Source organism: Pseudonocardia nematodicida (genome assembly GCF_040105385.1).
Lineage (GTDB): Bacteria > Actinomycetota > Actinomycetes > Mycobacteriales > Pseudonocardiaceae > Pseudonocardia > Pseudonocardia nematodicida.
The window spans coordinates 519,872-542,193 of sequence record NZ_JBEDNQ010000004.1 but is presented as its reverse complement, the minus strand read 5'-3'; the positions used below and the strand labels follow the sequence as shown (position 1 = coordinate 542,193).

The 22,322-nt window shown below is 73.5% G+C and carries 20 protein-coding genes; 10 read left to right on the top strand and 10 right to left on the bottom strand.

Annotated features, from left to right (window positions below; translation table 11 throughout):
• Window positions 1-179: 179 nt before the first annotated feature.
• Together WIS52_RS12935 and WIS52_RS12930 are read right to left on the bottom strand one after the other, a co-directional pair.
• Window positions 180-776: a YqgE/AlgH family protein gene (locus WIS52_RS12935; RefSeq protein ID WP_349298435.1), complete on the bottom strand. Its 597-nt coding sequence runs from the start codon at window positions 774-776 to the stop codon at window positions 180-182.
• Between the two features lie 139 nt (window positions 777-915).
• Window positions 916-2,451, bottom strand: coding sequence for a CCA tRNA nucleotidyltransferase (locus WIS52_RS12930; RefSeq protein WP_379610481.1), 1,536 nt, complete (start codon window positions 2,449-2,451; stop codon window positions 916-918).
• 156 nt (window positions 2,452-2,607) lie between these two features.
• On the opposite strand from WIS52_RS12930, the gene WIS52_RS12925 reads away from it, so the two are divergent.
• From WIS52_RS12925 to WIS52_RS12890, 8 genes are all read left to right on the top strand, one after another.
• Window positions 2,608-3,141 (top strand): NUDIX hydrolase, encoded by a 534-nt coding sequence (locus tag WIS52_RS12925; protein WP_349298434.1) that lies wholly within the window; start codon window positions 2,608-2,610, stop codon window positions 3,139-3,141.
• On the top strand, window positions 3,138-5,438 hold the full coding sequence (locus tag WIS52_RS12920) for a DUF6049 family protein (RefSeq protein ID WP_349298433.1): 2,301 nt from the start codon (window positions 3,138-3,140) through the stop codon (window positions 5,436-5,438). Before WIS52_RS12925 ends, WIS52_RS12920 begins: the two co-directional genes overlap by 4 nt.
• Window positions 5,439-5,744: 306 nt before the next feature.
• Window positions 5,745-7,364 carry a protein kinase family protein gene (locus tag WIS52_RS12915; protein ID WP_349298432.1) on the top strand — a complete coding sequence of 540 codons (1,620 nt, stop codon included), beginning with the start codon at window positions 5,745-5,747 and terminating at the stop codon, window positions 7,362-7,364.
• Window positions 7,365-7,454: 90 nt separating this feature from the next.
• Window positions 7,455-7,970 (top strand): sigma-70 family RNA polymerase sigma factor, encoded by a 516-nt coding sequence (locus WIS52_RS12910; protein ID WP_349298431.1) that lies wholly within the window; start codon window positions 7,455-7,457, stop codon window positions 7,968-7,970.
• A gap of 65 nt (window positions 7,971-8,035) precedes the next feature.
• Window positions 8,036-8,707, top strand: a complete 672-nt coding sequence (locus WIS52_RS12905) for a hypothetical protein (protein WP_349298430.1) — start codon at window positions 8,036-8,038, stop codon at window positions 8,705-8,707.
• Window positions 8,708-8,880: 173 nt separating this feature from the next.
• Window positions 8,881-9,885, top strand: coding sequence for a thioredoxin-disulfide reductase (gene trxB, locus WIS52_RS12900; RefSeq protein WP_349298429.1), 1,005 nt, complete (start codon window positions 8,881-8,883; stop codon window positions 9,883-9,885).
• A gap of 44 nt (window positions 9,886-9,929) precedes the next feature.
• The gene (gene trxA / locus WIS52_RS12895; protein WP_349298428.1) at window positions 9,930-10,253 is read left to right on the top strand and encodes a thioredoxin; all 324 of its coding nucleotides are present in this window, start codon (window positions 9,930-9,932) and stop codon (window positions 10,251-10,253) included.
• Between the two features lie 196 nt (window positions 10,254-10,449).
• Window positions 10,450-11,604: an N-acetylmuramoyl-L-alanine amidase gene (locus tag WIS52_RS12890; RefSeq protein ID WP_349298427.1), complete on the top strand. Its 1,155-nt coding sequence runs from the start codon at window positions 10,450-10,452 to the stop codon at window positions 11,602-11,604.
• Window positions 11,605-11,611: 7 nt separating this feature from the next.
• On the opposite strand, the gene WIS52_RS12885 is transcribed toward WIS52_RS12890, so the two are convergent.
• Window positions 11,612-12,304, bottom strand: a complete 693-nt coding sequence (locus WIS52_RS12885) for a GNAT family N-acetyltransferase (protein ID WP_349298426.1) — start codon at window positions 12,302-12,304, stop codon at window positions 11,612-11,614.
• Window positions 12,305-12,572: 268 nt separating this feature from the next.
• Here WIS52_RS12885 and WIS52_RS12880 point away from each other — a divergent pair, with 268 nt between their 5' ends.
• Entirely contained in the window at window positions 12,573-13,973 is a 1,401-nt protein-coding gene (locus tag WIS52_RS12880; protein ID WP_349298425.1) for an aminotransferase-like domain-containing protein, read from the top strand.
• 78 nt (window positions 13,974-14,051) lie between these two features.
• Window positions 14,052-15,002 carry a D-alanine--D-alanine ligase family protein gene (locus WIS52_RS12875; RefSeq protein WP_349298424.1) on the top strand — a complete coding sequence of 317 codons (951 nt, stop codon included), beginning with the start codon at window positions 14,052-14,054 and terminating at the stop codon, window positions 15,000-15,002.
• 2,103 nt (window positions 15,003-17,105) lie between these two features.
• On the opposite strand, the gene WIS52_RS12870 is transcribed toward WIS52_RS12875, so the two are convergent.
• From WIS52_RS12870 to rnpA, 7 genes are all read right to left on the bottom strand, one after another.
• The gene (locus WIS52_RS12870; protein ID WP_349298423.1) at window positions 17,106-18,077 is read right to left on the bottom strand and encodes a ParB/RepB/Spo0J family partition protein; all 972 of its coding nucleotides are present in this window, start codon (window positions 18,075-18,077) and stop codon (window positions 17,106-17,108) included.
• Between the two features lies 1 nt (window position 18,078).
• Entirely contained in the window at window positions 18,079-18,984 is a 906-nt protein-coding gene (locus tag WIS52_RS12865) for a ParA family protein (protein WP_349298422.1), read from the bottom strand.
• Window positions 18,985-19,070: 86 nt separating this feature from the next.
• Window positions 19,071-19,754, bottom strand: coding sequence for a 16S rRNA (guanine(527)-N(7))-methyltransferase RsmG (gene rsmG / locus WIS52_RS12860; protein ID WP_349298421.1), 684 nt, complete (start codon window positions 19,752-19,754; stop codon window positions 19,071-19,073).
• Window positions 19,751-20,281, bottom strand: a complete 531-nt coding sequence (locus WIS52_RS12855) for a Jag family protein (RefSeq protein ID WP_349298420.1) — start codon at window positions 20,279-20,281, stop codon at window positions 19,751-19,753. The genes rsmG and WIS52_RS12855 overlap by 4 nt, the downstream gene beginning before the upstream one ends.
• 94 nt (window positions 20,282-20,375) lie before the next feature.
• A complete protein-coding gene (gene yidC, locus WIS52_RS12850; RefSeq protein ID WP_349298419.1) occupies window positions 20,376-21,524 on the bottom strand; it encodes a membrane protein insertase YidC in 1,149 nt (382 codons plus the stop codon).
• A 72-nt stretch (window positions 21,525-21,596) separates the two neighbouring features.
• Window positions 21,597-21,902 carry a membrane protein insertion efficiency factor YidD gene (gene yidD / locus WIS52_RS12845; protein ID WP_379610489.1) on the bottom strand — a complete coding sequence of 102 codons (306 nt, stop codon included), beginning with the start codon at window positions 21,900-21,902 and terminating at the stop codon, window positions 21,597-21,599.
• Window positions 21,903-21,931: 29 nt separating this feature from the next.
• On the bottom strand, window positions 21,932-22,318 hold the full coding sequence (rnpA, locus tag WIS52_RS12840) for a ribonuclease P protein component (protein ID WP_349298418.1): 387 nt from the start codon (window positions 22,316-22,318) through the stop codon (window positions 21,932-21,934).
• Between the last annotated feature and the right edge of the window lie 4 nt (window positions 22,319-22,322).

The window sequence follows — 22,322 nt, the reverse complement described above, 5'->3', positions numbered from 1 at the left end:
AGAAGCAGCAGGTGGGCAAGTCGCTCGAAAGACACACAGGTCAGTCATGAGTCGGGCCACACCCGCCGCCTCTGTCACCAGCCCATCATCTTTGGACCGGCCCATCCACCCTCACAGTCATGAGTCGGCTTCGGGGGGGCACTGGCCCGCCGGGGCGTGGCGAGGGCTCCGGAGGGAGCTCAGTTGTGGGCCGGGTCGCGCGGGAAGGTGGCCAGCAGGGCCAGCGGGGTGCCCTGCCGCCGCAGCACCCGCTCCCAGAGCCGGTCGTGGGACGTGGTGAGCAGATCGTCCGGCAGCCCCGGCACCACGAACCAGTCACCCCGCGAGATCTCGCCGTGCAGCTGACCGGCGTCCCAGCCCGAGTACCCGGCGAAGATCCGCAGGCCACGCAGCCGCGGTCCGAGCGGTCCCGGGTCGGAGTCGAGGTCCACCAGCTGCACCGGCGGCCGGACCGGCATCAGTCCCGCGAGGCCGCGCCCGGACTCACCGGTGCGCAGCGCAGCCAGGCAGAGCGCGGTGCGGTTCTCCACCGGGCCGCCGACGAACATCGAGCCCGGGTCGCTGGTCAGCCCCGCCCAGCGCGGCAGGACGTCGCGGACCGCGGTCGCACCCGGCCGGTTCAGCACGACGCCGAGGCTGCCGTGCGGCCGGTGCTCGATCATGTAGACGACGGTGCGCGCGAAGTTCGGATCACCGAGCCCGGGGGCGGCGACCAGCAGGCTCCCCGGCGTGACCGGGGGAAGAGCGGCGCCTCGCACGGCGCGGTGTTCCCGCACGGGTCCATCGTCGCACCCGCCGCGCGGCGACGCCCCCGGCACCCGTCTGCAGTAGAGGCCGCGTTCCGCGGGAGCCGAACACCCGTCCACGTGCTGGAACGTCCGTCATAGACGTCCGTCCCAGACACACGTACACGATCTACGACAGGTGTTCCGCCGCCCAGGCCCGCAGCTCGGCCCCGGCGCGCTCCGCACCGAGCGGTCCGTGCTCCATCCGCAACGCCAGCAGGTGCTTGTACGCACGTCCGACCATCGGTCCCGCCGGGATCCCCAGCAGCTCCATGATCTGGTTGCCGTCGAGGTCGGGCCGGATCGCGTCGAGCTCCTCCTGCTCGCGCAGGTCGGTGATCCGCTGCTCCAGGCCGTCGTAGTTGCGCTGCAGCGCGGCGGCCCGGCGCCGGTTGCGGGTCGTGCAGTCCGACCGGACGAGCGCGTGCAGACGGTCGAGCAGCGGTCCGGCGTCGGTGACGTAGCGCCGGACCGCGGAGTCGGTCCACTCGCCCTTGCCGTAGCCGTGGAACCGCAGGTGCAGGTAGACGAGCTGGGAGACGTCGTCGATCAGGGCCTTCGGGTACTTCAGCGCGCGCAGCCGCTTGCGGGTCATCTTCGCGCCGACCACCTCGTGGTGGTGGAAGCTCACCCGCCCGTCCGGCTCCTTGCGCCGGGTCGCCGGCTTGCCGATGTCGTGCAACAGCGCGGCGAGGCGCAGCGTGAGGTCCGGGCCGTCGGTCTCCCGGTCGATGGCCTGCTCCAGCACGACCAGCGAGTGCGTGTAGACGTCCTTGTGCTGCATGTGCTCGTCGGTCTCGAGCTGCATCGCCGGCACCTCGGGCACGACGTACTGCGCCAGCCCGGTGTCGCACAGCAGCTCCAGCCCGCGCCGGGGGTGGGCGCCGAGGATCAGCTTGCTGAACTCGGCCTGGACCCGTTCCGCGGTGATCCGGGCGAGCTCGCCGGCCATCGCCGTCATCGCGGCGGTCACCCGCTCGGCCGGGGTGAATCCGAGCTGGGAGACGAACCGGGCGGCACGCAGCATCCGCAGCGGGTCGTCGGCGAACGAGCGCTCGGGGGCGTCGGGGGTGTCGAGCACGCCCTGCGCGAGCGCGGCCAGGCCGCCGTGCGGATCGACGAACGTGCGCCGCTCCCCGGTGAGCTCGACGGCCATCGCGTTGACGGTGAAGTCGCGGCGCACCAGGTCGCCGGTGATGTCGTCGCCGAAGCGGACCTCGGGGTTGCGGGAGGCGCCGTCGTAGGTGTCGGCCCGGAACGTCGTGACCTCGAGGGTGGCGTCCCCCCGGCGCAGTCCGACCGTGCCGAACGCGATCCCGGTGTCCCAGACCGCGTCCGCCCAGCCGCGGACGATCCCCAGGATCGCCTCCGGCCGCGCGTCGGTGGTGAAGTCGAGATCACTCCAGGGCCGGTCGGCCGCCCCGGACCCGCGCAGCAACGCGTCCCGGACGCTGCCGCCGACCAGGTACAGGCGATGGCCGCGGGCGGCGAACCGGGCGCCGAGCTCCTCGGCGACGGCCGGGATGTCGAGCATCTGCACCACGGCGTCCTCCTGGGCGCGTTGCAGCTCGTCCGGGTCCGAGCCCCTGTCGGCCGGTGGGCCCGGCGGTCGTCCCGACGAGGTCGGGCGCGGGGTCGTCTGGGAGGTCACGGACGGCGAGGACACGACCGGCCAGTGTAGGCAACGCGCCCGGGCCGGGCTCCGGTACCGGGTCCCCCGGCGATCTCCTCCGGCCTGATCACCCGCACCCGGGCGGGCGGGATCGGGCCACACACCGCTCGTCGGGAGACCGAGCGGCCGCCTCCTCGTTACCATCGCCACATGTCCCCGCACCGCGACCGCTCCGCCACGGGTCGTGCTGCCGGGAACGGCGGGCGGTCCGGCCGGGCCGGACAGACCGGGCGTTCCCCCGACCGCCGACGACGGCTGCGCACGGTGGACGAGACCTCGGCCGGCGGGCTCGTCGTCGACCCGCACAGCCACTGCGCGGCGTTGATCGGCCGTCTGGACCGGCGCGGACGGCTGCTGTGGTCGCTCCCGAAGGGGCACATCGAGAGCGGTGAGACCGCCGAGCAGGCGGCGGTGCGTGAGGTCGAGGAGGAGACCGGCATCATCGGACGCGTGCTGGCACCCCTGGGCACCATCGACTTCTGGTTCGTCGCCGAGGACCGACGCGTGCACAAGACCGTGCACCACTACCTCATGCGCGCGCTCGGCGGAGAGCTCTCCGACGCCGACATCGAGGTCTCCGAGGTGGCCTGGGTCCCGCTGGACGAGCTGGAGTCCCGGCTCGCCTACGCCGACGAGCGCCGGCTGATCCGGTACGCGTCCGACCTGCTGGAGGAAACGGCGTGAACCGGATCGCGGCCCTGGTCGCGATCGCCCTGGCAGCCCTCCTCGGAACCGTCGTCGCCGGACCGGTCGCCTCCGCGGCGCCGGCCCAGGTGCCGGACCCCGGGCCGGTCGCGCTGGCGGTGGACGCGATGTCCCCCCGCGTGGTCACCGCCGACGGCCCGGCGCAGCTGGTCGTCACCGGCTCGGTGACCAACACCGGCCCCGACCCGGTCGAGCAGCTCGCCGTCCGGGTGCAGCGCGGTGCGGCGGTCGTCGACGAGGCCGGGTTGCGCGGCGCGCTCGCCGGCGAGGACCCAGTGGACGGCGCCACCCCGCGGTTCACCGATCTCGGCCCGCTCGCACCGGGGGAGTCCCGGCCGTTCCGGTACGCGGTCGAGCTGACGGGCGCACCGGGCGAGACCCTCGCGCTGCCCGGACCGGGCACCTACCCGCTGCTGGTGAACGTCAACGGCACGATCGGCGGGACCCCGTCCCGGATCGCCTCGAGGCCCACCGTGCTGCCCGTGTCGGCGCTGCCCGGCAGCGTGCCCCCGCCCTCGCCGCCGGCGACCCCGGTCTCGATGCTGCTGCCGATCACCGACGCGCCACGGCGGATCCCGCCGGTACCCGGGCAGACGCCTGTGCTCACCGACGACGACCTGGCCACCTCGTTCGCCCCGGGTGGCCGGCTGCGCGAGCTGGTCGACGCCTACGCGACCGGTGCGCCCGCCGGCTCCCCGGTCCGTGGCGCGGTCTGCCTGGCCGTCGATCCCGAGCTGGTGGCGACCGCGGACGCGATGTCCGGCGGCTACGAGGTCGTCACCTCGGCGGACGGTACGACGGTTCCCGGCCGCGGTGCCGAGGCGGCCGGGGCATGGCTGACCGAGCTCCGGACGGCGGCCCGCGGTGCGTGCGTGGTGGCCCTGGCGCCGTCGGACGCGGACCTGGTCGCGCTGGTCCGCGGCGGCGGGTCCGACGTCGCCCGCACCGCGCTGGAGCAGGGCCGGGCGGCGCTCGCGGGCATCGGCGGCCTGGACACCCCGGTCCTCGACGACACGGTGTGGCCGGTCGACGGCGTGCTGGACGACGCCACACGGGACGCGCTCGGCGGCGGCAGCCGGCTGGTGCTGTCCGCGGACGGGGTGGACGGCACGGAGACCTCCGGCGTCGTCCGGCTCGGTGAGGCGAACGGACCGGACGCCGACCGGGCCGTCCTCGCCGACCCGCTCCTGTCCGAGGCCGTGGCCGGCCCGGCGGGGAGCGGCGGATCCCGGGAGGACGGGCTCGCGGGCCAGGACCTCGCCGGTGCGCTGGCGTTCCGCACCGAGAACGGGCCGCAGGCCGGCGGGGCACCGCTGCTCATCGCCCCACCGCACGACTGGTCGGCCGGCGGACCGGGCGCGGCGGGCACGCTGGCCACGCTCTCCGCGCTGATCGCCGAGGGCCGGGTCGCCCCCACCGGCCTGGCCGGCGTCGTCGCCTCGGAGCCGGCGGACACCGGACCGGCGGCGCTGGTCTACCCGGTGCAGGCGGGCGGCGTGGAGATCCCCGGCGCGGTGGTCGCCACGATCGGCGAGCAGGTCCGGTCGATCGAGGGCCTGCGCGGCGCGGCGGAGGGCCGCACCGGGGTGGGCACGACCCCGGCCGAGGTCTTCGACCCGCTCGTCCGCGGCACCCTGCGGGCCGCGTCGTCCTGGTGGCGCGGTGATCCCGACCGGGCCCGGCGGGAGGCCGACGTCGTCGCCGGCCGGATCGAGCAGGTCCGCGGTTCGGTGCGGGTGCTCCAGCCGCCGAGCCCGTACTCGCTGGGCACCAGCGACGCGCCGCTGCTGATCACCGTGGCGAACGGGCTGCCGGTGACCATGAACGTGCGGGTGGTCATGTCGAGCACCACCGGGCTGCGGGTCGCGCCCATCCCGGAGCAGGCGGTGCCGCCGCTGGGCCGGGTCCAGGTCCGGGTGAGCGCCCAGGTCACCCGCTCCGGCCAGTTCAGTGTCGACGCCGGTCTCCGGACACCGGACGGCGCCGCGCTCGGCCCGGACACCCGGCTGCGGGTCCGGTCCACGGTCTACGGGACGGTCACCGTCTGGCTGACCGGTGTGGCCGGCGCTGTGCTCGTGGTCCTCGTGGTGCGCCGCATCGTCCGTCGTGTCCGGTCGTCCGGGGGATACTCCGGTCCGGGTCCCGGGCGGACCGGCACCCCGGGTGACCCCGGTCCGCCGCCGTCGGACGCGGAGCCGGTGAGCGGCGGCAGCGCACCCGGAGCGGGCGGCGACGAGACCGCGCGAACGCGTCTCCCGCCTTACTCGTCATCATAACGATAATGTCGTTCGTCGCTCGAATACGACCACTCGTCCCTCCACAAGGACATGTGAGCGAATACACCCCCCTCGGGAGCCAACCGGACCCAGTCCGGTGCCGAACACATCACGGACGGGTCCCGAGAGGGGTTCTCGGCTCGTCCGCATGCGACGGAGTGACGTAGGCTGAGCGTCGACGCGACGTCGGGCGCCGGGGGGAGGGCGAAGCCGTTGAACGGGCAGACCGACCAGCGAGCTGCCCCTGACGACGTCCGGTCCGAACCGCGTCCCGAAGGACCCGGCTCGGCGGCGCGCGGGGCACCCGTGCAGCCCACCGAGGACCTTCCGACCGCGACGGTCCCGGCCCAGGCCCGCCCGACCGAGCGACTCCCGGTCTCCCGCGAGGCCCCCGCGACCGCCGCCGGATCGCAGCTCACCGATCGCTACGTCCTGCGCCAGCGCGTCGGCGTGGACCCGTCCGCCGGTGCCGAGTTCTGGCGCGCGGAGGACACCGTGCTGCGCCGGCCGGTCGGGATCACCCTGCTGCGCCGGCTGCCCGCCGACGACCGTTCCGACGACCCCGAGGGCACGGCACGCGCCGGCGAGATGATCGTGCGCGCGCTGCGCTCGGGCAGCTTCGAGCACCGTGGCAGCGCCCGGCTGCTCGACGTGCTCGCACCCGGCACCAACGGGCTGCCCGCCGACGTGCTCGGCGCGGCCGTCGCCGAGTGGGTGCCGGGACGCTCGCTGGCCGAGACGGTCGCCGACGGCCCGGTCCGCGCCGAGCGGGCCGCCCGCGCGGTCGAGGCGCTCGCCGCCGCGGCCACCGAGGCACACCAGCGGGGGCTGGTGCTCGGCTGCGACCACCCGCAACGGGTCCGGATCACCCCGGACGGCCGCGCGATGCTCGCCTTCCTGCTCCCGCGCCCGTCGGTGTCCGCCGCCGACGACGTCCGCGGGCTCGGCGGGATCCTCTACTGCCTGCTCACCCGGCGCTGGCCGCTCTCGGTCGCCGACGCCGCCCGGGCCGGGCTGGTCGCCGCGGACCGCACCCCGGCGGGGCGGCTGCGGTCGCCGGCGCAGCTGCGCCCGGGCGTCCCGCTGGAGCTCGACACCCTCTGCATGGGCGCACTCGGCCAGGCCGGCGACGGGCTCGGCCGCGTGCACACCGCCGCGGCCACCCACCGGATGCTGTCCGACGTCGTCGCCGAGGGCGCCGACCAGGCGTTCTTCCCGCCGGTGCACGACGGTGCCCCGGCCGAGGCGGACGACGTCTGGCAGAACGCCGACCGGCTCCCGGACACCCGCCGGGACCCGCAACGGCGTCGCAACCTGCGGATCGGACTGGCGGTGCTCGCCGTCGGCGTGCTGATCGTGCTCGGCTACCTGGCCGTACAGGTCGTGTCGCTGTTCGGGGCCGCGAGCGCGCCGCCGGTGGTCGTGTCGCCGCCCGTGGCGTCGGCGCCCCCGGCGGAGCCGCAGGGCCCGGCCGCGACCGCCACCGTGCAGAACGTGTCGGTGCAGGTCTTCGACCCGGAGGGCGACGGCGACAACGCCGGCACCGTGGACCGGGTCGTCGACGGCGACCCGGCGACGGCGTGGAACACCTCGCGGTACCGGCAGCCGTTCCCGGCGCTCAAGGACGGCGTGGGCATCATGGCCTCGTTCGACGCCGCGGTGCCGCTGGCCGGGGTGACCATCGACTCGAGCAGCCCGGGCACCGTCGTGGAGGTCCGCTCGGCGCCGTCCGCGGACTCCACGCTGGACGAGACCCGCAGGCTCGAGACGGTGACGCTGGACGACGGCGAGACCGTCGTGCCGCTGGACAGCTCGCAGCCGACCGAGCACGTGCTCCTGTGGATCACCACGCTCGGCGGCGGTGGCGGCTCGAACGTCAGCTCCATCGACGAGGTCTCGTTCGAGCGGGCCGCCGCCGCGGGCTGACGTCCACGAGGCCCCGGACCGGGTTCGCGATCGCGACCCGTGCTCCCCGACCGGCCCCGGGCGTGACTCCGGCGGACCTACCGTGCCGCGGTGACCACGCTCGACCCGCGGCCGACCGCCGCACCCGACCTGGACGAGGTGTTCCGGTTGCACGCCGACCGCCTCTGGTCGGTCGCGCTGCGGATGCTGGGCGACGCCGCGGAGGCCGAGGACGCCGTCCAGGAGGCGTTCCTGTCCGCCCTGCGGTCGCCGGGGTTCCGCGGTGACGCCGCGGCCGGGACCTGGCTGCACCGGATCGTCGTGAACGGGTGCGTCGACCGCATCCGCGCCACCGGACGGCGCCGCGGCGCGGTACTCCCGCCCACCGCGGTCGCGACGGCGGACCCGACCGGACCGGTGGCGACCCGGATGGCCGTCGACGATGCCCTCGCCGAGCTCCCGGTCGACCAGCGGGCCGCGGTGATCCTGGTCGATGGCCTCGGCTACCCGGTCGGGGAGGTCGCGGCGATCCTGCGAGTTCCCGTCGGAACGGTGAAAAGTCGGTGCGCGCGGGGCCGGGCCCGGCTGGCCGACCTGCTGGACCACCTGCGCGAGGGGCGACGATGAGCTCGCACGACTCCCATCATTCCCATCAGGACGACGACAACGCCTCCTCAGCTGGTGACTCCGCGGTGCGAATCGCTCTCGCGGCGGCCTGCGGGCCGGTCCGGATGCCCGACGACGTGGCCGCCCGGATCCGGGCCCGGCTCGCCCTCGCGGGCACCGCGACACCCACCGGGCCGCCGAGCCCGGCGATGCCGGCCACCGGATCCGACCGCGACGGGACCGTCCGCGGACCGGGAGCCGCACGGCGACGGACCTCCGGTGGACCTCACGGCACGAGACGGGACCGCACCTCCACCACCGGGCCCGGACGTGCGGCCCCGGAGCGCCGGGGGGCGGCCACCCCGGGACGGCAGCGGCTCCGCTCGACCCTGCGCGCCGGCGTCGCACTCGCGTCCCTGGCCGCCGCCGTCGCCCTGATCGCGCTCCCACTGCTGCTCCGCCCGCCGGCCGACCCGGTGCGGGCGGCGGCCACCGACGCGCTGCGCGCCGCGGCCGTCGGCGTCGGGAGCCCGGCCGGCGCCCTGGATCCGGCCCGGGTGCGGGCCTGTCTCGTCGCCACCGGAGTCGTCGACCCGGACGCCCCGCTGCTCGCCGCGCGCCCGCACCGGTTCGACGACGAGCCGGCGATCCTGCTGGTCCTGGGCACCCCGGAGCGTGGCCGTCACCGCATTGTCGTCGTACCGACGAGATGTGATCGGGGCGACGGCCGGGTGCTCGCGGACACCACCGTCCCCTGAACCGGCCCACCACGCGCCCCAGGTCGGGCGGGGACGTGCCGGGAATGCCCCTGTCTAGGATCGCGTTCGCAGGAGTGCGGCTTCGGCGAGGCGGGCCCGTCCCGCCGCGCAGGTTCCGCCAGAGGAATCATCGCGGGCCCACGGGGCCGCGGCACCAGGAGGGATCGGTACCGGTGACCACCGACGACACGGTGCACAACCTGATCATCATCGGGTCCGGCCCGGCCGGCTACACCGCCGCGGTGTACGCCGCGCGGGCCCAGCTCGCCCCACTCGTGTTCGAGGGCAGCCAGTTCGGCGGCGCGCTCATGACCACGACCGAGGTCGAGAACTACCCCGGCTTCACCGACGGGATCATGGGTCCCGAGCTCATGCAGCAGATGCGCGGGCAGGCCCAGCGCTTCGGCGCCGACCTGCGCCCGCAGGACGTCGACGAGGTGCACTTCGACGGTGACGTCAAGGAGGTCCGCGTCGGCAAGGAGACCTTCCGGGCCCGCGCGGTGATCCTCGCGATGGGCGCCGCGCCGCGCTACCTGCACGTCCCCGGCGAGCAGGAGCTCCTCGGCCGCGGCGTCAGCTCGTGTGCCACCTGTGACGGGTTCTTCTTCCGCGACCAGAACATCGCGGTGATCGGCGGCGGCGACTCGGCGATGGAGGAGGCCACCTTCCTCACCCGGTTCGCCGAGACCGTCACGGTGATCCACCGCCGGGACGAGTTCCGCGCCTCCAAGATCATGCTGGAGCGCGCGCAGAACGACCCGAAGATGCGCTGGCGGACCAACGCCGAGGTCACCGAGGTGACCGGCGAGGGTTCGGTGAAGCAGCTGCAGGTGCGCGACACCGTCACCGGCGAGACCGACACCCTCGACATCACCGGGATGTTCGTCGCGATCGGACACGACCCGCGCAGCGCGCTGGTCCGCGGCCAGGTCGAGCTGGACGACGAGGGCTACGTCAAGGTCGTCGACCGCAGCACCTACACCGACGTCCCCGGCGTCTTCGCCTGTGGTGACCTCGTCGACCACACCTACCGGCAGGCCATCACCGCCGCCGGCTCCGGTTGCTCGGCCGCGATCGACGCCGAGCGCTGGCTCGCCGGGCACGCCGTCACCGCCGAGATGGCGGGGGGCGGCTACGGCGACGCCCCCGCCGACGAGGTCGCCCGGGCCGCGCACTAGCGGCACCGCACCCGCCCCACAGACCCGACCTGAAGGAGAACGACATGGCCAACACGATCGACGTCACCTCCGGCTCGTTCGACAAGGACGTGCTGCAGAGCGACAAGGCCGTCCTGGTGGACTTCTGGGCCACCTGGTGCGGTCCCTGCAAGATGGTCGCCCCGGTGCTCGACGAGATCGCCGGCGAGAACTCCGAGAAGCTCACCGTCGCCAAGCTCGACATCGACGCCAACCCGGAGGTCGCCCGCGACTACCAGGTCATGTCGGTCCCGACGCTGATCCTCTTCAGCGGCGGCAAGCCGGTGAAGCAGATCGTCGGCGCCAAGCCGAAGGCGGCGCTGCTCGCCGACCTCGCCGACCACATCTGATCTCTCGCGGCACTACCGCACGAAGATCACGCTGCGTGTCCCGGTTGATCACAGCCGGGACACGCGCGTGTCCGCCCCGCTGCACTCCTTCGGGGACCGGGCAAGGCACAATGGTTCGCGGCCTGCCGCCCGGGTTACTCCGCGGCACCGACCGACCACGGCGCCACCGGCGCCCACGACTGCGAGCGAGGGGTGCATGCAGCTGCTCCGGCGCGGGGACTCGGGTCCTGCCGTGGAAGAGATCCGGACGACGCTGCGGCAACTCGGCCTTCTGTCCGACGTGCCGCCGGGGTCGCCCCAGGTTTTCGACGACCAGACCGATCACGCGGTCCGGGTGTTCCAGCAGGGGCGGGGGCTGATCACCGACGGGATCGTCGGCCCCGACACGGCCCGTGCACTGCGCGAGGCCGGCTGGGCGCTCGGGGACCGGATGCTGTCCTTCACGCTGTCCACCCCGACCACCGGCGACGACGTGTCGACGCTGCAGGAGCGGCTGCTCGAGCTCGGGTACAACCCGGGGCGGCCGAGCGGGCTGTTCGACCAGCAGACCGAGCAGGCCCTGATCCGCTTCCAGCGTGACTACGGGATGGTGCCGGACGGCGTGTGCGGCCCGGAGACGCTCCGCGCCCTGCGCCAGCTCGGCCGCAAGGTCACCGGTGGGCGCCCGCACCTGCTGCGCGAGCAGGAGCTGCTCCGGCGCGCCGGCCCGCGGATGCGGGGCAAGCGGATCGTCATCGACCCCGGCCACGGCGGACCCGACCGCGGGGTCGAGGTCGCCGGTGTCACCGAGGCCGACCTCATGTGGGACCTGGGCCGCCGCCTGGTCGGCCGGATGTCGGCCACCGGCATGGAGGCGCTGCTGTCCCGGCCGGAGAACGGCAACCCGCCGGAGGCGGAGCGCGCCGAGTTCGCCAACCGGGTCGGAGCCGACCTCGTCGTCTCACTGCACACCGACGCCAGCTTCAGCCCGCACGCCCAGGGCATGGCGACGTTCTTCTTCGGCAACGGGTCGGGCACCACGTCGAACGTGGGCGCGGAGTTCGCCGACCTGGTCCAGCGCGAGCTGCTGACCCGCACGTCCATGCTGGACTGCCGCAGCCAGCCGGTCACCTGGGAGCTGGTCCGCCGCACCCGGATGCCCGCGGTGCGGATCGAGACCGGCTACCTGACCCATCTCGGGGACCGGCGCAAGCTGCTCGACCCCGGGTTCCGGGACGTCGTCGCCGAGGGCATCCTGGTCGCCGTCAAGCGGCTCTACCTGCTCGGGCAGGACGACCAGCCGACCGGGACCTTCACCTTCAACGACGTGCTCGCCCGCGAGTACGGCCGGGACGAGATCCCGGCCGTCTGAGGCCCGTCTAGCAGCTCGCCCCGCCGGGCAGGAACGACACCTGGCACTGCCCGGCCCGGGCGGGCATCCGGGCCGGCACCGCCGGCGCGGGGGCCTGCATCGGGATCGTCACCGTGTTGAACAGCTCCGCCAGCGCGGCCTCGACATCGGACTTCCACTCCAGACCCGAGCGCAGCTCCATGCGCAGCCGCGGCCAGTGGTGGTGCGGCCGGACGGTCTTGAACCCGACGGAGCGGAGGAAGTCCGCGGGGACGACGCAGTCGGGCTCGGTCCCGGGGCGCGCGTCACCGAACGCCTCGACGGCCCGCACCCCGCGTCGGGTCAGCTCCTTGACCACGGCCTGGGCGAGCGCCCGCCCCAGTCCCTCGCCGGCGAACTCGGGGGAGACCTGCATCGTCGTCAGCAGGACCGCGTCCGCGCTGACCGGTCCGGTCGGCATGTCCGCGGCGCGGGGTACCGACGCCGGCGGGGCGAACAGCACGTACCCGGCGGGCACACCACCGACGTAGACGACCCGGCCGCAGGAGCCCCACTCGAGGAGCACCTCGGAGAGCCAGGCCTCCTTCTCCAGGTCGGTCGTGCCGTAGCCGTCGGCCTGCTCGGCGAGCTTCGGGGAGAGCTCCCAGTAGACGCAGTTCCGACAGCGCTTGGGCAGATCGCCCAGATTGTCCAGATTGAGCGCGGCCACGTGCCAGGACACGGAACAACCTCCGGCTGTCGTCGTCGCGCGGGTGCCGCGCTCGTCCGCGGAGCAGCCGGGCCTCGGGCGCCTCCGCAGGCCCGGCGTCGGGCTGCGCGGCGCTGCTCGGAGGTCCGGCAGACCGCCTGGACCGAGGGTAGGCGGATCCGGGCGTCCCCGTCACGTCGAACCGGCCCACCGGTACGTGTGTGACGACGAAGGGCAGGCCGATCACCCGTCGCGGTTACACTCGACCGACCATTTCAGCTCGTCGAAGGGGAGCACGCCGATGGCCTCGCCCGATCGCCCGCAGCAGCCCGACACCCGCCCGACGGCGGCTGCGGCAGCAGCGGCGGCAGGGGAGGACGCTCCTCCGGAGCAGGCCGTCTCCCGGTCGAGTGCGCCCACCTTCCCGGCGCAGCCACCCACGGAGCGCTTCGCGGCCCGGACGGCCGGGATGACCGCGTCGGAGATCCGGGCGCTGTTCGCGGTCGCGAGCCGGCCGGAGGTCGTCTCGCTGGCCGGCGGGATGCCGAACCTGGCCGCGCTGCCGCTGCAGTCGCTGGCGTCCGAGGTGGCCGACCTGGTCGACACCGACGGCCTGACGGCGCTGCAGTACGGCTCCGCCCAGGGCGTGCCGGTGCTGCGCGAGCAGATCTGCGAGGTGATGCGGGAGGAGGGGATCTCCGGCGACCCGAACGACGTCGTGGTGACGGTCGGCTCGCAGATGGCCCTCGACCTGCTCACCCGGATCTTCGTGGACCCCGGCGACGTCGTCCTCGCCGAGGGACCGTCCTATGTGGGCGCTCTGGGGAGCTTCGCGGCCTACCAGGCGCGCGTCGTGCACGTCGCGATGGACGACCACGGGCTGGTCCCCGAGCTGCTCCACTCCGCGCTCGACTCGCTGGCGAACGAGGGGATCACCCCCAAGTTCCTCTACACGATCCCGAACTTCCACAACCCCGCCGGTGTGACGCTCGCGGTCGAGCGGCGGCCGCAGATCCTCGACCTGTGCCGCCGGTACGGGGTGATGGTCATCGAGGACAACCCGTACGGGCTGCTCGGTTTCACCGGGGAGCAGTACCCGGCGCTGCGGTCCCTCGACCCGGACGTCATCTACCTCGGGTCGTTCTCGAAGACGTTCGCGTCCGGGCTGCGGGTGGGCTGGGCGCTCGTGCCGCCGCTGGTGCGGGACCGGCTCGTCCTGGCCGCCGAGTCGGCGACGCTGTGCCCGCCGAGCTTCACGCAGATGCTGGTGTCGCGATACCTGTCGCACCACGACTGGCGCTCGCAGGTGAAGACCTTCACGGAGAACTACCGGGAGCGGCGCGACGCGATGCTCTCCGCGCTGGAGACCTACCTGCCGGAGGGCTGCACCTGGAACGTCCCGGACGGCGGCTTCTTCGTCTGGCTGACGGTGCCCGACGGCGTCGACACCAAGGCGATGCTGCCGCGGGCGGTCACGGCCCGGGTGGCGTACGCGTCCGGGACCGGGTTCTACGCCGACGGGTTCGGCAGCCGGCAGCTGCGGCTGTCGTTCTGCTACCCGACGCCGGAGCGGATCACCGAGGGCGTGCGCCGGCTGGCCGCGGTGCTGGAGGCCGAGCTGGACGTCGTCCGGACGTTCGGGACGTCGGCCCGTACCGAGCTGTCCCGCGGGCCGCAGAGCCCGTCGCCGGACACGACCTGATCGGATGTTTCACGTGGAACGCCCCGGGCCGGACGGTCCGGGGCGTTCTGCGTATCCGGCATGGCGCAGAATGCCCGGGTGAGCGATCGAACGGTGGCCGTGCTGGCCGGAGGTTTGTCCCACGAGCGCGAGGTGTCCCTGCGGTCCGGGCGGCGGCTCGCCGGCGCGCTGCGGGCGAACCGCGTCGACGTCCGGGAGTGGGATGTCGACAGCGCGCTGCTGGAGCGGCTGCGGACCGACCGCCCCGACGTCGTCGCCGTCGCCCTGCACGGTGGGGAAGGGGAGAACGGCGCGGTCCAGCAGGTGCTGGAACTGCTCGACATCCCGTTCGTCGGCACGCCGTCCGGAGCGTGCCGGACCGCGTGGGACAAGCCGAGTGTGAAGGCCGAACTGGTGCGCGCCGGGCTGACGACGCCGGAGTGGGTGGCGCTGCCGCACTCCACGTTCCGCGAGCTGGGCGCGCAGGGTGTGCTGGACGCGATCGTGCGACGCCTGGGCCTGCCGCTGGTGCTGAAGCCGGATCAGGGCGGCTCGGCGCTGGGCGTCCAGGTGGTGCGCGCCGCCGAGGACCTCCCGGCCGCGATGGTGAGCTGCTTCGCCTACGCCGACACCGTGCTCGCCGAGCGCCACGTGGACGGCACCGAGGTCGCCGTCTCGGTGGTGCACGACGGCGAGGAGCCGCGCGCGCTGCCGCCGGTCGAGGTCGAGGTGCCGTCCGGGTTCTACGACTACACCTCCCGCTACACCCCCGGTGCCGCCGCCTTCCACTGCCCGGCCCGGTTGCCGGAGGACGTCCTCGCGACGCTCGCCGAGACCGCACTGGCAGCCCACCGTCTGCTCGGTCTGCGGGACGTGTCCCGGATGGACGCGATCGTCGACGCCGACGGTCGGGTGCACGTGCTCGAGATGAACGTGTCGCCGGGGCTGACCGACACCTCGCTCCTGCCGACCGCCGCCGCCGCGGCCGGCACGGATCTGGCCACCGTGTACGAGGCGCTCGTCGAGCGCGCGGCGACCCGGAAAGCCTGACCGCACGTTCCACGTGAAACCCGGCAGGCTCCACGCGGAACGGTGTCGCTACCGGATCGTCGGGACAGCAGTCCGGTGACGGACGGGCCCCGGCGCCCGCCGTGCCGATCACGTTCCGCGGGACGCGGTGCGAGACGGCGCCGCCCGCCGGCCGGTGACGTTGTGCGGCCCCACAGACGCCCGGGAAGGGCGACTGCGTTCCGTGGAGCGTGCGAACGACCGCGAGCACCGGATGTTGCGTCGCCGGAGAGGCCCCGCGGTGTCCGCGGGGCTCCGGCGGCGTCCGGCAGCAGTGCGCGCATCGCCGGTCGATCTCCAGAGCAGTCGGCCGGGCATCCCGCCGCAGGAGATGGCCACCGGCCCACCGGCGTTCCCTCCACCGAGCGCCGAGGCGGCGCTCCGGCAACCACGCGCTCCGGCGGCACCCTGGGCGCTCCACGACGGCCGACCGGGCGTCGTGCTCCGCGCAGCCGTGCCGCCGGAAGCCCCACACCCGACACAACGGCTGCGGAACACCGGCGTGGACGATCTGGCGGACGTTCCGGGCCGGGTTCCGCGGAACGCGACAGCGCACCCCGGACCGGTCGTCTCGGGTGCGTTGAGAGCCCGGGAAGGCACCGGCACCCGAACGCCGGGCCCGGAACGCGACGACCCGCGGAGCCAGGTTTCGGCGTACCGAGCCGGGACGCCCGGCGTGCGGAGCTCCCGGCCACGGCGACGGCGATCCGCGGAAGGCCGGCAGGGCGATCGCGGTCTACGGGCGCAGGTCTCGCGCACGACCCGTTCCGCCTCTCTTCGGCTGCGATCTCCGGTACCGCGTCGTGTGCCCGGCCGGCCGAACGACAGCGGAGGCGCGGACGACCGAGGAGTCCGTCGGGCCCGGATGTCGACGTCGCGCAGTCGACCGTCGGTCCCCTCTCGAGACGGCGCACACTCCGTGTGTTCGACCCGTGCTCACTCCGTGGCTGTCCATCGGCCGCGAGCAGGGTCGCCGTCTCCGGGACCGGAACGGAGGCATCAATAGACAGGATCCGTTCCGGTCGGCCGATCGCGCGGCGCGGAACACCGGGCCCCGAGGGCGACCACCGTCGCCCGCCCAGCCGGTCGCGGCGCCGCCCACTCCGCGCCCCTCGCTCGGCTCGACGATCGGCGAAGTCGGAGGAGTCGCCCCGGCCCCCGAGAGGAGAGCCGACTGCTCCTCGGTCGAGCACGTGGTGAGCGTCGTTGTTTCCCGTGAAACCTTCGGCGCGATCGGGCGCGGACATCGCGGCACCGTCCCGGCGACACGGTCATGGGCGACGCCGCGCACCCGATTTCTCCGACCGATCGAACGATGCCGGCCAGAGGATCATCGACGCGCACTTCCACCCCCGAGCGCCGAAGGAGCAGCGGCCCGCCCGTGGTGTTCGGGGGCGGACGGCGCGGACAACCCGCAAGCCGGGCCGACCTCGGCGACTGATCGGCCGGGCACGCGTCCACGTCGCGATCACCCGGATCATTGTGCGCTCGGTTCCAGGTTCCACGTGGAACACTCGCGCTGGAGCCTGGGGGCGGCACGTTCACAGGATCACGACGGCGAACGACGACCTCGCCGACCCGGGCACGGGAACGGCACAGCCACCTGACGCGCACCGAGCCGATGTCCGCCCCGACGCGCATCGGACAGCACGCACGGGCAGGCTCCACCGACACCGACACCGACACCGACACCTGCCGCACCACGATCCGGATCCGCCCCTCGGGCGCGACGCCACGGCGCCGGTCGAGCGGACTCGTGGCCCTCCGTCCCTTGACGAGACCCCGTCGGCAGCCGTCCGTCTCTTTGCGGACATCACGAGCAACCCGAACGAGCCTGAAGTGCCCTCCGTGGGCCGACTCAGATGTCCACACGGGGCTTTTGAGCCTTGAATCGTCCGCTGAGGGCTACGGAAGCGTGCCCGGCCTGGTCACCCGCACCGACCGGTGCGAGCGGCTCAGCGGCCAGATCAGGACGCCCTGAGATCGCCTCTACGGGCCGGGCCCCACAGGAGCGTTCCGATCCACACCGGACCCGAACCACATCGTTACGCGACACAGCACCAGAGTCGGGCCGGACTGCGCCGGTCAGTCCTGCTCGCGGATGCCCATCATCCCGGTGATCCGCTCGAGGTCCTCGACGGAACCGAACTCGACGACGATCCGGCCCTTCCGCTGTCCCATCTCGACCTTCACGCGGGTGTCGAAGGTGTCGGACAGCCGGTCCGCCATGTCGGTGAACTCCGGGCGCTGCGCGGTCCGGCGCCGGGTCGCCCGCTCCTTCGCCGGCCCCTCCTGCCGAGCGAGCACCACGGCCTCCTCGGTGGCCCGCACCGACATCCCCTCGGCGACGATCCGGGTCGCGAGATCCTCCTGCTGTCCCGCGTCCTCCAGACCGAGCAGGGCACGCGCGTGCCCCGCGGACAGCACGCCGGCGGCGACCCGCCGCTGCACCGTCACCGGCAGCTTCAGCAGCCGGATCATGTTGGTGATCACCGGGCGGCTGCGGCCGAGCCGGTCGGCGAGCTCGCCGTGGGTGACGCCGAACTCGGCGAGCAGCTGCTCGTAGGCGGCCGCCTCCTCCAGCGGGTTGAGCTGGACGCGGTGGATGTTCTCCAGCAGCGCGTCGCGCAGCATCACGTCGTCGGCCGTGTGCCGGACGATCGCGGGCAGGGTCTCCAGGCCGGCTCGCTGGGCCGCGCGCCAGCGGCGCTCTCCCATGATCAGCTCGTAGTCACGCCCGGCGCGCCGGACGACGACCGGCTGGAGCAGGCCGAACTCGCGGATCGAGTGCTCCAGCTCGGCGAGGTGCTCCTCGTCGAACTGGGTACGCGGCTGCTTCGGGTTGGGCACGATCCGGGCGAGCGGGATCTCGCGGTACTCCGCGCCACCGTCGACGACGGACGTGTCGTCCCGGGTGGACTCCGGGGAGCCGGCGGGGGAGTGCGGCCGGCGCAGCGGAGAACCCGCCGACGACGGCGAGGGTCCGCCCTGCTCGACGGGTGCCGTGGGGATCAGCGCGGCCAGACCGCGTCCGAGACCGCCCTTGCGCTCAGCCATCTCAGCGACCGCCCGCGGCGGCGTCACCACGGTAGGAGCCGCTCGCGCCGTGCTCGGCGATCTCCCGTGCCGCGTCCACATAGCTCAGGGCGCCGCGGGAACCGGGGTCGTAGGCCAGGACTGTCTGGCTGTATCCGGGGGCTTCGGAGACCTTCACGCTGCGCGGGATCACGGTCCGCAGCACGGTGGGGCCGAAGTGCTGACGCACCTCGGAGGTGACCTGGTCGGCCAGCTTGGTGCGGCCGTCGTACATGGTCAGCAGGATCGTCGACACGTGCAGCGACGTGTTCAGGTGCGACCGCACGAGGTCGATGTTGGACAGCAGCTGGCCCAGTCCCTCGAGCGCGTAGTACTCGCACTGGATCGGGATCAGCACCTCCGACGCCGCGACGAGCGCGTTCACCGTCAGCAGGCCCAGCGAGGGCGGGCAGTCGATGAGGACGTAGTCGACGTCGAGCCGGGACAGCGACTCCTCGTTCAGCGCCTGGGAGAGCCGGGACTCCCGGGCCACCATGCTGACGAGCTCGATCTCGGCGCCGGCGAGGTCGATCGTCGCCGGGACGCACAACAGGTTCGGCGACGCCGTGCTGACCACCGCCGCCTCTTCGAGGGGGATCTCACCGAGCATGACCTCGTACACCGACGGCGTGCCGGTGCGGTGCTCGACGCCCAGCGCGGTGCTGGCGTTGCCCTGCGGGTCGAGGTCGACGACCAGGACCCGGACACCGTGCACGGCCAGCGCCGCGGCGACGTTCACCGTGCTGGTCGTCTTCCCGACGCCGCCCTTCTGATTGGCCACGCCCATGACGCGACGTCCGACCGGCCGGGGCATGCCGTGCTTGTCCGGATGCAGGACACGGGCAGCACGCTCGGCCTCGTCCGCGATGGGGGTCCAACCCAGGCTCACGCGCGAACCTCTCTCCCTCGGTTCTCCCGACGACGTCTCCCGTGCGGATGTTTCACGTGGAACGGCCGAGGACGGTGTCCTCCTCATCATCGCCGTTCCTTCCTCCGGTTGCGTCGGGGCGCGCCGATGCGGGGGATCTCGACCACCGTGGTCAGCGGATCGACGACTCCGGCGCCGCACTCGTGGATCCGGGCGTCACCTCCGCCGAGGGCCCGGACGTCGTCGACGTCCCGGGCGATCTCGTCGGGAGCCGAGGCACCCTTCAGCACCAGCATCGCACCGCCGGGCCGGAGCAGGGGAAGGCAGAGTCCTGCGAGCCGGGCGAGTGGCCCGACGGCTCGTGCGGTGACCACGTCGGCGCCCTCCCATCGTCGCAGAACACCGCGCTCCTCGGCACGCCCCCGCTGGACCGCGATGTCCAGGCCCAGGTCCGGGATCACCTCGTTCAGCCAGTCGACCCGCCGGGCGAGCGGTTCCACCAGCACGATCTGCAGATCCGGCCGGGCCAGCGCCAACGGTATCCCGGGCAGACCCGCCCCGGATCCGACATCGACGACCTTCGCGTCGGGCGGTACCACCTCGGCGAGGACCGCACAGTTGAGCACGTGCCGGTCCCACAGACGGTCGAGCTCCCGCGGGCCGATCAGCCCACGCTCGATCCCCGAGGTCGCCAGGTGTGCGACGTACCGGGCGGCAGCCGGCAGCCGGTCACCGAACACGCGCGCCGCGACCTCCGGCGCCGGCGGGACTGCCTGCTGGATGTCACTCACTTCTTGTGCACGACCACCTGGCGACGCGGCTCCTCGCCCTCGCTCTCGGAGACGACGCCCTTGACGGTCGCGACGGCGTCGTGCACGACCTTGCGCTCGAAGGGGGTCATCGGGCGCAGCCGCGCGGGCTGCCCGGACTCCTTGACCTCCTTCGCGGTCTCCAGCCCCAGGTCGGTGAGCTCGTCCCGGCGACGCCGACGCCAGCCGGCGACGTCGAGCATCAGTCTGCTGCGGCTACCGATCTGCTGCTGCACCGCGAGACGGGCGAGCTCCTGGAGGCTCTCCAGCACGGCGCCCTTGTCCCCGACGAGCTTCTCGAGGTCGTTGTCGCCCTCGCCGCCGTCGATGCTGACGACGGCGCGTCCGCCCTCGACGTCGAGGTCGATGTCGCCGTCGAAGTCCAGGATGTCGAGCAGGCGCTCCAGGTAGTCGCCTGCGACGTCGCCCTCCTGGATCAGCAGGTCGTCGCCCGAGGGCTTGTCCTGCACGTTCGAGCCTTCGGCCGGTTCCTGTGCGGTGGTGGGCACGGGGTTCTCCTCTCGGAAAGGGTTCGCGGGGGCGCGGCGCCCGGGCCCACGCGGCGGTCGGGCACCGCCGGGGCCGTCGGGCACGCGGGGGTGGTCAACGGCGCTTGCCACGCTTGGACTTGGCGCCCCGGTTGACCGGCTTCGAGCCGGGCTTCTTCGTTCCGCCGCCGGAGCTCTTCTTGCCCGAGCCGTTGCTGCCGTTGCCGTTCGTCGCGGACGACGACGATCCGTTGGTCCCGGTCGCCGTGCCTTCGGCGGAGGCGCCGTCGGACCCCTTCGGGCTCGCGTCGGCGGCGTCGGCGGCCGCGACGTCCTCGGCGGACGGCGGCTCGTCGGCGATCTCCCGGATCTCCTCGGCGGCGGACCGGCCGTTGCGGCGGACCGGCTTCTGGCCGGGACGCGGGGCGAGCGCCTTCGCGCTCTCGGCGGCCTTCTCCTGCTTCACCGACTCCTCGGCGTCGATCTTCTTGTAGACCAGCCACTGCTGGCCGAGGGTCCACAGGTTGTTGGCGACCCAGTAGAAGAGGACCGCCAGCGGCAGGAACGGCGCACCGACCACGACGCCGATCGGGAACACGTAGAGCATCAGCTTCTGCATGATCTCGGCCTGCGGGTTCGCCGGCGCGGTCCCGGCGGCGATCTGCGCCTGCTGGCGGGCGACCGAGTGGCGGGCCGTGATGTGCGTGAAGACGCCGGCCATGATCATCAGCGGGACCATGACGATCCACTGGGAGACGTAGTTGCCGCCGATCTCCTCGACACCGGAGGTGTTCTGCAGCGGCCAGATCGCGGCACCGAGCTTGGACCCGAAGAAGTTGGACTCGACGAACGAGGCGTTCCCGGCGGCGTCGAAGAAGTAGTTCTCGGTCTTGCCGGGCTTGAACTCCCGCAGCACGTGGAACAGGCCGATGAACACCGGGATCTGCACCAGGATCGGCAGGCACCCCATGAGCGGGTTGGCGCCGTTCTGCTGCTGGAGCTTCTGCATCTCCGTCGCGAGCTTCTGCCGGTCGTTGGCGTACTTCTTCCGGAGCTTCTGCATCTCCGGCGCCATCTCCTGCATCTTGCGCATGGAGCGGACCTGCACGACGAACGGCTTGTAGAGGATCAACCGCAGCGTGAAGACCAGGAAGACCACCGAGAGCGCCCAGCCGATGCCGCTCGTATCGCCCAGCAGGAAGCCGAACACCTGGTGCCAGACCCACATGATGAAGCTGACGGGGTAGTAGATGAAGTCCAGCACGGGTGTGTTGCTCCTCGGGGTCTCGGGTCCGGCCGCTGCTCAGCGGTCCGCACCGCGTATGAGGCCTTCGGTTCAGGGCAGGTCGGTGGATGCCGGGTCCGCACCGGTGGATGCGGACCCGCGCCCTCGTCGCGGCGGCACCGGGTCCCACCCGCCAGGGTGCCACGGCGCGCAGCGCAGGAGTCGCCAGACGGTGAGCCCGAATCCGCGGATCAGGCCGTGCACCGAGAAGGCCTCGACGGCGTAGGCGCTGCAGCTGGGCTGGAACCGGCAGCTGGGCGGGAGAGCGGGGGAGATCCAGACCTGGTACCAGCGCACCGCCGCGACGGCGGCGCGCGCGCCCAGCGAGCCGCGTGTGCGTTCCGGCTGGTCGGTCACGACGTCCTCCTCGACCGCTCCGCGGACACTCACCCCGCACCACCCGTCGGGGCGCGGGGCCGGCGCGGACGGCGCGCCGACCGCAACGCCGAGTCCAGGTCGGCACCGAGCTCCGCCGACGACGCCCGCCCCGCCGGCGGCAGCGCCCGGACGACGAGTGCGGCTCCGGACGGCAGCCCGTCCAGCCGGTCGGCGACGAGGTGCCGCAGGCGCCGGGTCACCCGGTGCCGGACGACGGCGTTGCCGACGGCCTTGCTCACGACGAAACCCGCCCTCGGCGGGACGTGCTCGGGCACGCCGCCGGGGCGGGTCAGGTCGAGATGCACCACGAGGCTCGATCGACCGGCGCGGCGTCCGCGCCGGATCGTCGAGGCGAACTCGGGCCGGCGGGTGAGCCGGGCGTGTGCCGGCAGCACGGCG

What these genes read in the sequence shown, in the direction of transcription:
- WIS52_RS12925 (WP_349298434.1), top strand. Translation starts at nt 2,608, where the DNA reads ATGTCCCCGCACCGCGACCGCTCCGCCACGGGTCGTGCTGCCGGGAAC.
- trxA (WP_349298428.1), top strand. Translation starts at nt 9,930, where the DNA reads ATGGCCAACACGATCGACGTCACCTCCGGCTCGTTCGACAAGGACGTG.
- WIS52_RS12890 (WP_349298427.1), top strand. Translation starts at nt 10,450, where the DNA reads ATGCAGCTGCTCCGGCGCGGGGACTCGGGTCCTGCCGTGGAAGAGATC.
- WIS52_RS12880 (WP_349298425.1), top strand. Translation starts at nt 12,573, where the DNA reads ATGGCCTCGCCCGATCGCCCGCAGCAGCCCGACACCCGCCCGACGGCG.
- WIS52_RS12870 (WP_349298423.1), bottom strand. Translation starts at nt 18,077, where the DNA reads ATGGCTGAGCGCAAGGGCGGTCTCGGACGCGGTCTGGCCGCGCTGATC.